The organism is Nesterenkonia sp. DZ6, from assembly GCF_022565835.1.
Classification (GTDB): Bacteria; Actinomycetota; Actinomycetes; order Actinomycetales; family Micrococcaceae; genus Nesterenkonia.
Genome location: NZ_JAJOYW010000001.1, coordinates 1243958 through 1257455 on the forward strand (window position 1 = coordinate 1243958; position 13498 = coordinate 1257455).

The following is a 13498-nucleotide window of genomic DNA, read 5'->3' on the forward strand; positions in this document are numbered from 1 at the left end:
CCAGAAGAAGGAGACACAATGGACTCGGCACAAGACTTCAGGTTTCGGATCACACCCCAGTTCGGCACAGTGATGACGGCCATGGTGACACCCTTCGACAAATCCGGGCAGCTGGACTTCGAAGGGGTCAGAGACCTGGCCCGCTGGCTCACCCGTGACGGCTGGAACGACGGACTCGTCGTCAACGGCACCACCGGCGAGTCGATCACCACCACCGACGCCGAGAAGACAGCCATCATCAGGACGGTGTCCGCCGCGGTCGGCGGCACGGCGACAGTGATCGCAGGAGTCGGGGTGGCCGACACCCAGCACAGCATCGAGCTGGCCCAGGCTGCCGCGGCGGCCGGCGCCGATGGATTGATGGTGGTCGCGCCCTATTACTGCCGTCCCGACCAAGCGGGCCTGCTGCGGCATTTCACGGCCATCGCGGACAGCACCTCGCTGCCCGTCATGCTCTATGACATCCCGAAGCGCACCGGCGTTGAGATCCGCCGGGAGACTCTCGTCGCGGCCGCGGAACACCCGCAGATCGTCGCGGTCAAGGATGCCAAGGGTGATCTGGCCTCGAGCTCCTGGGTCATGAGGCACACCGATCTCGCCTACTACTCAGGCGATGATGTGTTGAACCTGCCGCTGCTTTCGATCGGGGCGACGGGTTTCGTCTCAGTAGTCGGGCACGTCGCCGCGGATCTGCTGCGCCATCTGCACCGCTGCCACCAGCAGGGAAGAACGGCACAGGCTGCCGGAATCCACCGTCAGCTGCTCGCCATCTATGAGGGCATGTTCCGCTCGCCCGCAGCCGCTTCGGTCAAGGCGGCGTTGGCGATGCGGGGGCTGCCCGCCGGTCCGGTGCGGATGCCCCTGGTGGAGCTCGACGAAGCGCAGCGGGAGCAGCTGTCTCAGGACCTGACGGCATCCGGCATCCCGGATCGATCGATGCCGAGCCGACGCTTGGTGTCAGCCGAGGCCACGGTGTCGCAGTCCGGTCAGTCGCGACCTGTTCTGAGCCTGCGGCTGCCGTGAGGGGTGTCCTCAGAGCTTCCGTCTCCGGCACTTCGCCGCAGACATCCGCACCCGGGGACACGCGCAGACGTCGTCTGATCGGGGTCGATGCAGCACGAGGCCTTGCGCTGATCAGCATGATGGCCATCCATATCCTTCCATCCTGGACGGACAATGGTGAGCCGACCTTCATCTGGACTGCATTCTCAGGTGTGTCGGCCACGCTCTTCGCCCTGCTGGCAGGCTTGGCTCTGGCATTCATGACGGGCGGCACTCGTCCGCCGCACGGCCCCGCGCTGACCGCCTCCCGGGCGGCGCTGGGCGTCCGGGCGGCGCTGATCGCCGTCCTTGGACTTCTGATCGCCTACGTCGATCCGCCGGCATCCATCATCCTGGTCTACTACGGCGTCATGTTCCTCCTGGCCATCCCGCTGCTCCGGCTCTCCGTCAGGGCACTGGTGGGCGTCGCAGTCGGCATCGCGGTGCTGGGTCCGGTCATGGTCCATCTGACGCAGAACGCCCTGCCGAACCTCGACGGCTACGATCCCACCTTCACCACCCTTCTCACCGAGCCGATCACGTTCGTCAGCGTCGTGCTGTTCACCGGCAGCTTCCCTGTCATCCCGTGGATGGCGTACGTATGCGCAGGTCTGGCTATCGGTCGCCTGGACCTGAGGAACCGGCGCACCGGGCTTCGACTGTTCCTCACCGGCACACTGATCGCCGTCGGCGCCTGGTTGACCTCATCTCTGCTCCAGGGACCGCTGGGAGGCCGGGAACGGCTGCTCGCGGCGACCCCGTGGTCAGCACGGGAGATGACTGAGTTCCTCACCTGGGGTCCGCCCCCGGACCTTCCGACGACGACATGGTGGTGGCTGACTGTTCTGGCCCCCTATACATCGACGCCGTTCGAGGTGTTCCATTCACTCGGCATCGCGGTGGCGGTGCTCGGAGCCATGCTGCTGATCGCTCGATCGGCGAGGCGGATGTTGCACCCGTTGGCGGCGATCGGAGGCATGACGCTGACGCTGTACTGCGCGCATCTGCTCCTGCTGGCCACCGGATTCCTTGCGGACGCGCCCTGGGTCTCGCTCATCGTCCAGACGATGGCGGCCATCGCGTTCGCCGTAGTCTGGCTGCACTTCAAGGGGCCGGGCCCGCTGGAGCGGGGGGTCTCGACGGCCGCCCGGATCGTGCGGGGCCGGGTCGAGACTCGGCTGCGGGGAAGGACACCGGGGTAGCGATGCAGAGACGCCTGCAGTTCTCGGTCCACTAGACTGTCTCCGAGAATCAGGCGTTGCCATATGCGCACGCCTTCTTGTCTTTTGTTTTCCACGGTGCTGGAGGGGTACGTGCGCAGTAACCGGGACGAGGCGGGCAAATCCTTGTACGACGAACGAAGGAAGATGCTTGCCGGTCTGATGATGTCGGAGGCTGAGCCATGGGAAGATCTGCCCGAGGACGTGAAGGAACGATGGCGGCGCAAGTGCGACAGCGCCGGAACGCCCGGTGACGCCGCCGAGCCCGGGCGGTCCTCCGAGGGCCGACGCAGGTAGCATCGTCGGATCGGGCCGTCTTCCGCCCGAGGATTCACCGGCGCGGGCGCCTGACCGGGCCTGTGTTCTGGGCCAGAGCCAGCATCACGGGCCCAGAGTCCCCGACGTCGTCCCGGGTGGGCAGGTCGGTCAACGTCACCAGGGCGTGGCTGAGACACGCGGGGGCTTCCCAGGGCTCGTTCAGCACCACGGCAGTGGGCGGCATGCCGCCGCGGCTGGTGTCGAAGCCCGTATGCAACGACTTCAGCACCGCCTCCTTGCGCACCCAGGTTCGCAACAGCCAGGACAGTCGCTGCGCCTCAGCGACACGTCTGGTCGCGAGGAACCACCGGATCTCCTCCGGCGCCAGCACCACCTCCGCAAAACGGCGTGGCTCTGTCGCCGAAGCCAGAAATGGCCTCACCGCCTCGATGTCGATCCCCAAGGAGAACTTCTCACTTGGACCGGCACAGGCCGCCGCGACATATCCCTGCGAGCGGGACCTGGAGACCTCTATCCGCTGCCCCTCGATCCTGGCCTCCGGTGCTCCACGCTTGCGCGGCAGTTCCACCCGTGCCGGCTCGACACCATAGGTTTCGGCAACCAGGGCGCGGACGACCGAGTCCACCTCGCTGCCGAAACGATACGTCCACTCCACCGAACCACCTCCCGAAACCCTGACTCGCGGTGAACACTGAACCTGATCGAATCAGCTCATTCTCACACCGTTTCACTGCGCACGAGGGTCGCGAACCGAAATCGGACGATCTTGCAGAAGGACGTGTGTTTCTCCCATGAGCCAGCTCGATTCCTATACTCCGACCTCTGGATCGACGGATCTCCAGATCGACCACTACGACCTCGATCTGGACTACGAGATCCGGCCGAACCGACTCACCGGCCGAGCAGTGCTCCACGGCCGGGTGCTCGCCGAGGCGTCCACCATCGAACTTGATCTGTGCGGGCTGAAGGTCAGCCAGGTGCTGCTCAACGACACCAAGACCCGGTTCAAGCAGACTCGCACCAAGCTGGTGCTGCACTCACACTTCGCCGCGGATGAGCCGATCATCATCGACGTGCGCTATGCCGGAAAACCCCGACCACAGCGCGGCACCTGGGGCGACGTCGGTTGGGAGGAGCTCTCCGACGGCGTGCTGGTGGCAGGCCAGCCGAATGGAGCGGCCACCTGGTTTCCGTGCAACGACCACCCCAGCCACAAGGCCACCTACCGCTGCACAGTTCTGGTCGATTCGGACTACACGGCGATCAGCAACGGCGAGCTGCTGGAGGTGACCCGTCATGGCAGCCGGACGGCATGGACCTGGGAATCCGCACACCCGCTGGCCACCTACCTCGCGACGGTGCAGATCGGCGCGTATCGACGCGACCGGATCTCACCCGCCGGACACGCGCCCGCACGAGTTCCCCTGTGGCTGGCCTGCGGGGATCATCTGTGGAAGCAGGCGCAGGACTCTCTGGGCAAGCAGCACGCGATGATGACGGTCTTCGATCGGCGTTTCGGGGAATACCCCTTCGGCTCCTACACGGTCGTCGTGACCGACGAGGCGCTGGAGATGCCGCTGGAATCCCAGCCGCTGTCGATACTCGGCTCGAATCATCTCAGGCCTGGTTGGAGCAGGGAGCGCCTGGTCGCCCACGAGCTCGCTCACCAATGGTTCGGCAATTCGGTGACCCCGCATCGATGGGCTGACATCTGGCTCAACGAAGGCTTCGCGACCTACGCGGAGTGGCTGTGGTCGGAGGACTCCGGCCAGCGCGGCATCGACACCCACGCACGCGAGGCGCACGATCGACTGGCGACCCTGCCGCAGAACATCGTGCTCACCGATCCCGGCGGCCCGGGCATGTTCGACGACCGTGTCTACATGCGCGGTGCGCTCACGCTGCACGCCCTGCGTTCCCTCACGGGGGATGACGTGTTCTTCCGGGTGCTGCGCTCATGGACGGCAGAGAACCGATACCGCACGGTGTCCACCGCTGGTTTTCTCGACCACGCCGAGCGAGTCTCAGGCCAGCCGATACGGTCACTGCTGCACGCCTGGCTGTTCGAACCGCGACTCCCCCGCCTGCCCTGAGCAGCGCTTCCATCAGTGGACACCGGGTTCCTCACGCATTTGCGCTCAACTGCGGCCCCGTATCTCATACACTCTTCGCAGAAGCCACTCATGCCGATGCACGAACCCCATCAGATCCACCGTCCGGCGTCTCCGAAGAACCCTCGGAGCCGACGCCCGGCGCAACCACGAGGAATGCAGCTATGACGAAGCGTTGGGCATTGTTGTCCGGAATGGGGGTAGCCGTGCTCGCCGTGCTCGTCGGGTTCTTCATGCTGAGCATGCTCTTGGGTGAAGAGGAGGACACGGAGGCCGCTGAGGAGTCCCCTGCCAGATGTGAAGCACACGGGATCGCGCCACCCGACCCGCGGGCGAACCCCGATCCCGTCAGCGGCGGCGAGTCTGGGGATGCAGTGGACTCTGTGCAGCTCGCTCGCGAGTTCACCTCGGGCTATTCGACCAGCAGCTACCACCTTTACACCAGGGGCGTGAATTTCGACGAGCCGGTAGGCGTGGTGGTCAGGCTCCATGGCGACGGCGGGGCCGAACATCAGGACCCCGACGGGCTGCTGAACTGTCTCGCCGCCGTCGCCGCATCGCACAACATGATGTTGCTGGCACCGCTCACCCCGGATGCGCAAGGCGAAGTGACCTGGTGGAACGACATCTCGACGAACCTTCCCTGGCTGCGCGATCTGCTCAACGAACGCGTGCTGGAACCCTACGCCGTCGACGCCGGGCGCGTCTGGTGGATGGGGTACTCGGGGGGTGCCGAGATGATCACCTATGGCGTGCTCCCCCGGACCCCTGAAGCTGTGACCGGGGGCGCCGTGATGATCGGCGGCGGAGGAGCTCCACAGGCCGCCGTCGCAGAACCCACATCGGCGCAGCGGGAGTCCCTTGAACTGCTCTGGGTGACGGGCACCTTGGATGACGGCACTGTCGCCTACGCACCATTCGACGCAGTGACGGCCGCCCAGAAAGGCTCAGCCTGGTATCGCCAACAGGGGTTCGAGCAGGTGCGGGCCGAGTATCCGGAGGGAGAGGACCACTTCTCGCTGCCCCAGGCGCAGATCCTCGATGAGGCGCTGGCGGAATAGTCCAGGGCGAAATCTCGTACGAGCGAACTCCACGATCTATGGGTTCCTCAGGCCCGTTGTTCAGCCAGGAGCGCGGCGATGGCCTCCGCGCGGGAGTCGGCCTTCAGCGTGTGCAGAATCCGAGAGATGTGAAACTTCACCGTGTTCTCGCTGATCCCCAGCTCATCAGCGATGGCACGATTCCTGCTTCCTGACGCCAGAAGGTTCGCTACTTGCATCTCCCGTGGCCGGAGGCCGGCGATCGCTGCCGTGGACGGCAGAACCGGGGGAGGATCCAGCGGAAGGACCACCTTGAGCTCTGCACCCCAACCTGATGTCGAATTCACCGAAATCTGCCCCCTGAGTGCATGGACGCGCTGCTGAGCAATCTGCAGCAAGGTATCTGCATCGGCGGTCCCACCATCGCCATCATCGCGAACATTGACGATGAGATCGGTGCCGTCGCAGTCCCACTGCACGCGCACACGGCTGATCTCAGAACTCTCCATCCGGCTGAGAATGACTCGGTGGACCACGGCCCTGGCTCCACGAGCGATGTCATCGGAGACCAGGTGGTCACCCTCAGGCGGTTCTATGAACTCGAGTTCAACGTGCCAGTAGCGCGCGGCGGACCAAAGTTCTTCTTTCAGACGCGCGAAGGACCTGGCCACCGGCTCCTCTGCTACGGTGCGCGCCTGCCCGGTCATGGTGTGAAGTCGAGTCAGTCCTGCGGCGGATCGGGCAATGGCAGCGTCTCGCGCTGAGGCATCAGAAAGCTGTCCTGATCTGAGCGGAACAAGGATGCTGTCCAAAATCGCCGAGTACTCGTCTCTGATCTCGCTCAGCGCCTGGAGACGGACCCCCGCAGTCGACCGTGCATGGCGGAGATAGTCCGGCGCGGCTTCGTCTGCGCGCTCCTGCACGTGCAGCGAGACGATGTTCCAGATGTCCAGCAGTCGCTCGACATCAGACACCGGGCCTGGATCAGTGATGACCAAGAGCGCACCGTTGCGGGCCAGAACCTGCAGTGTCGAGCGCTCATCCTCCCCGACCCGCAGCGTGGTCTGGTGGACGCCCTCGACACTGCCGATCGTTCTCCGGATCTGATCAAGGTCCAGTCCACGCACACCGCGGTGAACAGCCGGATCGCCAGAATACTGAGAACGGCCGCCACTGATGTCGGCGGTGAACATGACCAATGCTGAGTGCGACACCAGCGGGCCCAGCAGCTCAGAGAGCCCGCGAGCGATCGAGCCGAGCGGCGAGCCGAGAACTTCGAAGAGCCGGTGGAGCAGATCGTCGGAAAATGTGACGCGTTCCATATTCCGAATACTACTGATGTGACCTACCCGAAGGTAGAGGTGTAACCAACCTCAAGGGTCATTGAGAAGACTCACGCCCAAATAGAGACTTGATGCATGTGGCGGAACCCACCCGCCATGGTCCAACGAGAGGATAGCAATGTCTGCAAACAGTGCAATCGCGTACAAGAGTCCGGGTGTGGTGGAGGTCGTAGATACTCCTTATCCCGAGTTCGAGCTCAAGGACGGGCCAGGCGTCAATCCCGCCAACATCGGACGCAAAGTTCCGCACGGCGCCATCCTCCGGACAGTGGCCACGAATATCTGTGGCTCCGACCAGCACATGGTGCGAGGCCGGACCACCGCCCCCGCGGGGCTCGTTCTCGGACATGAGATCACCGGTGAAGTGGTGGAGGTAGGCCCTGATGTTGAATTCATCAAGGTCGGCGACATCGTCTCAGTGCCGTTCAACATCTCCTGTGGGCGGTGCCGCAACTGCAAGGAACGCAAGACCGGAATCTGTCTCAATGTGAATCCAGACCGCCCTGGCAGCGCCTACGGATACGTGGACATGGGAGGGTGGGTCGGAGGGCAGGCGGAGTATGTGCTGACGCCCTATGCCGATTGGAACCTGCTGAAATTCCCAGACCGGGACCAGGCATTGGAGAAGATCCTTGATCTGACCATGCTCTCGGACATCTTTCCGACCGGCTTCCACGGCGCCTACTCTGCCGGTGTCGGACCCGGATCTACCGTGTACATCGCCGGTGCTGGCCCCGTCGGACTGGCCGCTGCCGTCGGTGCACAGCTGCTGGGCGCAGGTGCGGTGATAGTCGGTGACCTCAATGAGGAGCGATTGGCTCAAGCCCGTTCCTTCGGGTGCGAAACCGTCGATGTCTCCAAGGGCGATCCCCGCGACCAGATCGAGCAGATCCTCGGGGTGCCGGAGGTCGAGTGCGGCGTTGACGCAGTCGGCTTCGAGGCCCGTGGACACGGCGCTGGTTCAGCACAGGAGGCACCTGCAACCGTCTTGAACTCGCTGATGGACCTCACCGAAGCGGGCGGCGCGCTCGGAATTCCCGGCCTGTACGTCACCGGAGATCCAGGCGGAGTCGACGAGGCAGCCCAAGTAGGATCCCTCTCGATCCGTCTGGGATTGGGCTGGGCCAAGTCCCTGTCCTTCGCCACCGGTCAGTGCCCGGTGATGAAGTACAACCGTCACCTCATGCAGGCGATCCTTCAAGAGAAGGTGCAGATCGCCAAGGCCGTCAGCGCCACTGCGATACCACTTGATGAGGCGCCGGCTGCATACGCAGAGTTCGACGCAGGCGCGGCGAAGAAGTTCGTGCTCAATCCCAACGGCTACATCAAGAACTGATTCGCTTCAGGGGTGACCCCTGCCGTTCAAAGGAGAACGACGGAACCCCCTGGCGAATACCGCGTCCAGCGACTCCGGGATGTCGATCTCTCGACATCCCGGAGCGCAGCTGGCGTCAAGCAGGCGAGTCGAAGCTCCCCATCTTGCGCTTCCGCTCAGGTCTTGCCGCCGGTAAGTTCTCCGCTGTTGACCAGGTCTTCGGCAAGGACCTGCAGCTTCTTGTTGGTGTGCTGACTGGCCTTGGCCAGCAGCAGAAAGGCCTGATGTCCAGTGATCTTGTAGCGCTCCATCAGGATTCCCTTGGCCTGTCCGATCACGTCCCGGCTCTGCACCGCCTCGTGGAGCTGGCTGACCTGCTGGGCGTCGGCGAGGGCAACCGCGGCATGTGAGGCGACGATCAGCCCGACATGCTCAGAGTCATCGTCGAACGCGTCGACCTGACTGGAGTACAGGTTCAGCGCGCCCAGGTTGTCTCCCACCACGAAGAGCTGGAAGGCCAACATGCTGCCCACTCCGGCTTCGGTCGCCTTCCGGGCGAAGCTGGGCCACCGGGTCTCGGTCGCCATGTCGCGCACGCGGATGGTTCGTTCCGAGTAGATCGCCTCGAGGCAAGGACCTTCGGTCAATTCCACCTGCAGATCGTCCAATCGTCTGAGCAGCTCGCTGGAGGGAGCCACCGTCTCGACCTCCTTGCGCCCGGTCACGATGCTCAGAGAGGCCTCTTCGACGCCGGGGATGAGTTCGATGGCGGCGGCCACCACGAGCTCGAGAACGGCCTCCGGACTCTCCTGGTTGAGGGATCGGGCCAGATCGCCGAGCTGTGAGGCCAGCTGATGCGCCCCGGCAGAGCTTCCTTGGTCGTGCGCGGAAGGCTGTCCCTGTTCTGTGTTCGCCTGCGTCCGGATTTCTTCTACGCTCTGCATGATGTCTTACCCCTGAAGTTCTTTCGTCGGCGGGCCGCCGTCGTCCGTGTCATCGCTGTATGACGCCCGGGGCGGCGGCGGGAGCATGTCGATCATCTCGTTCACGGCCTGGGCCAAGATGTCCTGCTGAAGATCAGGCAACGAGTACGAGGCGTTGATGTAGGCATCGAGCTCGTACTCACCGGCCGTGCCGCCCATGCTGAAGTAGTGCAGCCACAGCCCTTTCAGTGGAAGCGCCGAATGGCGCACCGCCCGGCCAAGGATTCGGCGCTGCGACTCCCCCGAACCACCGGAGGGCAGGTCGCCCTCAGGCCGTGAAGGCTTCGGTGGATTGGGATCCTTCACAACTGATTACCGCCCTGGCGCTGGCCGTCTGCGATGATGTGTTCGGCGACCTCCAGCACAGTGATGCGTTCGGCGCGGGCGACCTGAATCAGGCGCAGGGTCGCGGCTTCCTCGTCGAACCCGGATTGGGCCATGAGGATGCCTTTGCCGATATTGATCATGTCGCGCCGGCCCATGGCGTTCCGCAAGGATCCGCTGAGCTTCACCGGAAGGTCCTTGGTCTGCACATGAGACAAGAGCGCAGCGGCCGGAACGGCGAACATCGTCAACAGCCGTTCGGTCTCCGAGGTGAAGGCGGAGTCCGCGGCGGAGTAGACCTTCATGGCGCCGACGGCGATCTCCTGATGCTGCAGCGGCGCGCTGAGCACAGACCGAATTGGCAGCCCGACGACGGCCGCGGACCAGTCAGGCCAGCGGGGATCGGACTGGACGTCTTGGACGTTGACAACCATGCGCGATGCCCAAGCACTCAGGCAGGGGCCCTCCCCTGTCACGTATTGGAGATCATCGGCCTCGCGGACCACCCGGTCAGTGCTGCCGGCGCTCTCCTTGCTCCCTGCATCGCTGATCAACGTCACACCGGCGCCGATCGCGCCCGGAACAGTGCTTTTCGCCGCCTGGGCGAGGAGTTCAACCGCGCGTTCGACGGTTTCTTCACTGAGCAACATGCCATTGACGCGGGCGAACACCAGCGACAATTCGTCCAGTGGCAGTTCGGTTGGCATCATCATCTCCCTGTGGCGGCACCGGTGACGCGCGCAGAACGCAACACCGACAAGATTTGATCCAGTCCCCGGCTCGAAGAGAGCTTCACACGTGAGCGTGGAGTCCTGCTCACGGGTGGATGTGGGAATGGCACGGAACTCACCGGACGCACCTGACCTGCGGTCATTGTTGCGCCACTGTGAAATCGATCCGGCTGCTCTGCGCCCTGTCCTGCAACCACTCGACGGCCCTCCTCCGTGAGGGCAACCATACGCCTTCAACCTGTGCGGTCCGCACAAGGCGGGGCCCCACCCATGGCGCGATCTCGCCTCGCGTGAGCAGGTCGTGGCTACTCCTTCCTCAGCTTGTCCTGCCACCGCACCGGCCGTCTTCTCCACGATGTTCGGCACCTCGGTGGCGGGGTCTCCACATAGCTGAACTCACCGAGTCCGTCCGGGCTGGGTCCCGAGGCCCACGAACCGTCAGCCATAGCAGGTCCCGGTACTTTCCGGGAATGCGGGCGTTTCATGCCTGGAAGGCTGTACTGCATGGCCACGGTGATCTCTCCGTACTGACCACCTATGACTTCCTGGAGTTTGCGGGCGTAGACGGCGTCTGGCTTCTCGGGCGTTGCGTAGTACGCAGAGCTTGTTCTGCAGAACCATGAGGCTTCTTCTGGCTGGTCCGGATACCTGAACATGTTCCCAACGACGGGCAGTATGCGCCATGGACCACCTGGCAGCCCCTGGGCTGCGGGCCTCATGTCAGCAGCTACGGGATGCTTCTTGCTTACTCAAACGGGGTGAAGGTCCTCTTGACTGCGCAGAACAGCACTCTTCGATGAACGCCAGCGAAGGAACGGGCGCCGTTCGTAGGTGTTCTCAGACCGCGGTTCCGAGCGCGAGCGGGAGTCCCAGTGCGGGTCCCGAGTTCTCATGGCAGCAGACTCATCGGCCACGCACGGCCGCGGAAAACGCGGTGTCGCCAGAGATATCTCTGGAAGACCTTGGGGAACACGGTGGCCAGCGAAGTACATCTCCAACGCCGCCAGCCCCACGGGCTCGATATGCGCCGTGCCCCGCAGGTCGACGATCAGATCCGGAAACGAACGGACGGCCAGCAACTGGTCAAGGACTGCAGACGCTGCCGAGAAGCTTTCCAAGGTCAGGCATCCCACGACCTCCACGGTGATCGGTCCAGACAGCCCGGAGGTGCTGATGACTACTCGGGAAATGTGCTCCATGGGGCACCCTTGTCTGAAGAAACAAGAACCCATCTTCTTGAGCTATGGCCACAGCGTAGCTCACCGATCCATCGCCGCATGCAGCACACAGTTCGCTCTCGCCTCTCTGTCGCTGAGATGAGTTTCCACGCGAGCTGTCTGTGCGAGGTCTTTCGAGTTTCAGTCGCTGCGAACGGTTTGCTTCTGAGGGAATAGCCCGTAGTCTCGGAGCAGAGTTCAAGTAGCGGACTCCTCCTACCGATCTGTTTAGGTAATGATGGAGCACACGCTACGTACCGGTATAGCCGTCGAACTTCTTCCCGGTCCTCTCCCCATCGATCTTGATGGTTGTCTGACCCAGGACCGCATCCAGCTTCCTTCCCGAGGCGACGAGCAAGCTTCGCCGTCTCCGCGCCGGGACGCCCCTTTCGTCGGACATGAGCCGTCCCCGTTCGAGAAGCACGCGGACCATCCCCCGTCAATCCTCCCCACGTCCTCGGACATGGCAGGTGTCTCATGACACTCACCGAGGCAGACGTAGGGCTGGATCCGGGCGCTCCATCGCGAAGCCGCACGGTGATTCCGCTGGTCAGCGGCACCGAACAGAACCTCCGCGACTCCCTTCGCCCGCTGAGCCCGGAGGTCTCGTCATCGACGAGATGTGTGGACTTGATCGAGATCCCCGTTCCCTCTCTGCACCCAGAAGACTCCTTCGACGTCGATGTCTCGACGCTCCAGGTTCACGGAGTCCGACCCCTGCTGGTCCGCGACGAGGGAGAACTCATCGGTGTTCTCGAACCCACCACGGTCTTCCCATGGTGCGCACAGCACCGGCCGGCGGTCCTGGAAGAGCTAGCCGCTCTGGCCAGCAGAGGAGACATGCCCGACTGGAACCTCGGCTTGTCCGGCGAGCCGTGACACCACGATTTCCCTGGTTCAATCCCCCCCCCTACACGAAGGAATCCCCAATGACGCAGAACTCGTACACCCCTGAATCCCGCCCCAACACTCCGGCTGCGAACCGGCCCAAAACCGATCGCACCGATCATGCTCCGGCCCCCAAGCAGCGGCGCGCCGCCGCGACCGGCCTGATCGTCACCGTGGTGGGCGTGCTCCTCTTCAACATCGCGCCGTTCCTGGACTGGGTGACCACCGAAGACTCCGAGTCCTACAGCGGTTATGAGACGGACTCCCTGATTCCGTTCATCGCCTACCTGGGGGTGGGTCTGCTGGTCGCCCTGTTCCTTGCCCGCGGACGTGCTCGACGCGGCCAACACCGCGGTCTGACCTTGGTCTCGATGGCCGTCGGCATCGCAGCTGCTGCGCAGTGCCTGGCCTTCGCCATGGAACCCATGGGAGCGCTGGAACGCGGTGACAACCTCTCCATCGAGCTCGGCGTGTGGCTGGGACTGATCGGCGCAGCCATCTGGGCGATCGGCTCGGGTCTGTTGGCCAAGGAGATCGAGGGCGACGACAACGATCGCACCCATGATCACATCCGCGGCGCCAAAGCTGCACACTGAGGCACCAGGTACGCCCAGTCTGAGCCCCACCCCGCTCATCGCCTCGTCGAAGATCACAACGAAAGGCAGTCATGACTGACTCCACCAACACTTCACAGAACCGCCAATTCCCGGAGAGCGCGGGCGACGTCACCCCCCGCTCCGGCATACCCCACGCATCGCGACAGACCACGGGCACGACCGACCAGTTCCGGTCCGGTCCGGCCAGCGCGAGCCGGCCCAGCACTGGCCAGAGCACATCAGACCAGAGCCCATCAGATCAGGGCTCATCCGAGCAGGGCAGGTCAGATCAGGCCAAGTCAGATCAGGCCAAGAGTGCGGCCCAGGACGTGGCCGGTGATGCCAAGGACGCCGGCCGGGCCGTGAAGGACACCGCGGCGCAGGAGGCCGCTGGGGTCAAGGACGACGCC

Annotated in this window: 15 protein-coding genes and 1 pseudogene; 9 read left to right on the plus strand and 7 right to left on the minus strand. The window is 64.0% G+C overall.

Features of this window, described 5'->3' with window-relative positions; translation table 11 throughout:
• Nucleotides 1-18: 18 nt before the first annotated feature.
• The 3 genes from dapA (at nt 19) to LTH93_RS05565 (ending at nt 2558) form a co-directional block, all read left to right on the plus strand.
• Nucleotides 19-1023 carry a 4-hydroxy-tetrahydrodipicolinate synthase gene (gene dapA, locus LTH93_RS05555; protein ID WP_241470326.1) on the plus strand — a complete coding sequence of 335 codons (1005 nt, stop codon included), beginning with the start codon at nt 19-21 and terminating at the stop codon, nt 1021-1023.
• A complete protein-coding gene (locus LTH93_RS05560; RefSeq protein WP_370642686.1) occupies nt 1020-2243 on the plus strand; it encodes a heparan-alpha-glucosaminide N-acetyltransferase domain-containing protein in 1224 nt (407 codons plus the stop codon). Before dapA ends, LTH93_RS05560 begins: the two co-directional genes overlap by 4 nt.
• Before the next feature lie 63 nt (nt 2244-2306).
• Nucleotides 2307-2558 carry a hypothetical protein gene (locus tag LTH93_RS05565; protein ID WP_241463578.1) on the plus strand — a complete coding sequence of 84 codons (252 nt, stop codon included), beginning with the start codon at nt 2307-2309 and terminating at the stop codon, nt 2556-2558.
• 34 nt (nt 2559-2592) lie between these two features.
• Here LTH93_RS05565 and LTH93_RS13425 read toward each other — a convergent pair whose 3' ends face one another.
• Nucleotides 2593-3195, minus strand: a complete 603-nt coding sequence (locus LTH93_RS13425; protein WP_241470328.1) for a 4'-phosphopantetheinyl transferase family protein — start codon at nt 3193-3195, stop codon at nt 2593-2595.
• A gap of 136 nt (nt 3196-3331) precedes the next feature.
• Here LTH93_RS13425 and LTH93_RS05575 point away from each other — a divergent pair, with 136 nt between their 5' ends.
• Complete coding sequence (locus LTH93_RS05575; protein WP_241470329.1) at nt 3332-4633, plus strand: M1 family metallopeptidase; 1302 nt, start codon at nt 3332-3334, stop codon at nt 4631-4633.
• Between the two features lie 182 nt (nt 4634-4815).
• On the plus strand, nt 4816-5712 hold the full coding sequence (locus LTH93_RS05580; RefSeq protein WP_241470330.1) for a hypothetical protein: 897 nt from the start codon (nt 4816-4818) through the stop codon (nt 5710-5712).
• A gap of 47 nt (nt 5713-5759) precedes the next feature.
• Here LTH93_RS05580 and LTH93_RS05585 read toward each other — a convergent pair whose 3' ends face one another.
• Nucleotides 5760-7013: a helix-turn-helix transcriptional regulator gene (locus LTH93_RS05585; RefSeq protein WP_241470331.1), complete on the minus strand. Its 1254-nt coding sequence runs from the start codon at nt 7011-7013 to the stop codon at nt 5760-5762.
• 139 nt (nt 7014-7152) lie between these two features.
• Between LTH93_RS05585 and fdhA the strand changes: the two genes are divergently transcribed.
• Nucleotides 7153-8370, plus strand: coding sequence for a formaldehyde dehydrogenase, glutathione-independent (fdhA, locus tag LTH93_RS05590; protein WP_241463573.1), 1218 nt, complete (start codon nt 7153-7155; stop codon nt 8368-8370).
• A gap of 155 nt (nt 8371-8525) precedes the next feature.
• On the opposite strand, the gene LTH93_RS05595 is transcribed toward fdhA, so the two are convergent.
• From LTH93_RS05595 to LTH93_RS05615, 5 genes and pseudogenes are all read right to left on the minus strand, one after another.
• Nucleotides 8526-9293, minus strand: coding sequence for a GAF and ANTAR domain-containing protein (locus LTH93_RS05595; RefSeq protein ID WP_241470332.1), 768 nt, complete (start codon nt 9291-9293; stop codon nt 8526-8528).
• Between the two features lie 6 nt (nt 9294-9299).
• Nucleotides 9300-9638 (minus strand): hypothetical protein, encoded by a 339-nt coding sequence (locus tag LTH93_RS05600; protein WP_241463571.1) that lies wholly within the window; start codon nt 9636-9638, stop codon nt 9300-9302.
• Complete coding sequence (locus LTH93_RS05605; RefSeq protein WP_241463570.1) at nt 9635-10369, minus strand: GAF and ANTAR domain-containing protein; 735 nt, start codon at nt 10367-10369, stop codon at nt 9635-9637. Before LTH93_RS05605 ends, LTH93_RS05600 begins: the two co-directional genes overlap by 4 nt.
• 460 nt (nt 10370-10829) lie before the next feature.
• Nucleotides 10830-10977, minus strand: a pseudogene (locus tag LTH93_RS13430) (manganese catalase family protein); the annotation flags it as partial.
• A gap of 159 nt (nt 10978-11136) precedes the next feature.
• Nucleotides 11137-11586, minus strand: a complete 450-nt coding sequence (locus LTH93_RS05615) for a hypothetical protein (RefSeq protein ID WP_241470333.1) — start codon at nt 11584-11586, stop codon at nt 11137-11139.
• A 495-nt stretch (nt 11587-12081) separates the two neighbouring features.
• Between LTH93_RS05615 and LTH93_RS05620 the strand changes: the two genes are divergently transcribed.
• The 3 genes from LTH93_RS05620 to LTH93_RS05630 all read left to right on the plus strand — a co-directional run.
• A complete protein-coding gene (locus LTH93_RS05620) occupies nt 12082-12483 on the plus strand; it encodes a hypothetical protein (protein ID WP_241470334.1) in 402 nt (133 codons plus the stop codon).
• Between the two features lie 50 nt (nt 12484-12533).
• Complete coding sequence (locus tag LTH93_RS05625) at nt 12534-13088, plus strand: hypothetical protein (RefSeq protein ID WP_241463567.1); 555 nt, start codon at nt 12534-12536, stop codon at nt 13086-13088.
• 71 nt (nt 13089-13159) lie between these two features.
• Nucleotides 13160-13498, plus strand: a 339-nt coding sequence (locus LTH93_RS05630) for a hypothetical protein (RefSeq protein ID WP_241470335.1), incomplete at its 3' end; no start/stop codon positions are given.

What these genes read in the sequence shown, in the direction of transcription:
- dapA (WP_241470326.1), top strand. Translation starts at nt 19, where the DNA reads ATGGACTCGGCACAAGACTTCAGGTTTCGGATCACACCCCAGTTCGGC.
- LTH93_RS05565 (WP_241463578.1), top strand. Translation starts at nt 2,307, where the DNA reads ATGCGCACGCCTTCTTGTCTTTTGTTTTCCACGGTGCTGGAGGGGTAC.
- LTH93_RS05575 (WP_241470329.1), top strand. Translation starts at nt 3,332, where the DNA reads ATGAGCCAGCTCGATTCCTATACTCCGACCTCTGGATCGACGGATCTC.
- LTH93_RS05580 (WP_241470330.1), top strand. Translation starts at nt 4,816, where the DNA reads ATGACGAAGCGTTGGGCATTGTTGTCCGGAATGGGGGTAGCCGTGCTC.
- LTH93_RS05585 (WP_241470331.1), bottom strand. Translation starts at nt 7,013, where the DNA reads ATGGAACGCGTCACATTTTCCGACGATCTGCTCCACCGGCTCTTCGAA.
- fdhA (WP_241463573.1), top strand. Translation starts at nt 7,153, where the DNA reads ATGTCTGCAAACAGTGCAATCGCGTACAAGAGTCCGGGTGTGGTGGAG.
- LTH93_RS05595 (WP_241470332.1), bottom strand. Translation starts at nt 9,293, where the DNA reads ATGCAGAGCGTAGAAGAAATCCGGACGCAGGCGAACACAGAACAGGGA.
- LTH93_RS05605 (WP_241463570.1), bottom strand. Translation starts at nt 10,369, where the DNA reads ATGATGATGCCAACCGAACTGCCACTGGACGAATTGTCGCTGGTGTTC.
- LTH93_RS05615 (WP_241470333.1), bottom strand. Translation starts at nt 11,586, where the DNA reads ATGGAGCACATTTCCCGAGTAGTCATCAGCACCTCCGGGCTGTCTGGA.
- LTH93_RS05620 (WP_241470334.1), top strand. Translation starts at nt 12,082, where the DNA reads ATGACACTCACCGAGGCAGACGTAGGGCTGGATCCGGGCGCTCCATCG.
- LTH93_RS05625 (WP_241463567.1), top strand. Translation starts at nt 12,534, where the DNA reads ATGACGCAGAACTCGTACACCCCTGAATCCCGCCCCAACACTCCGGCT.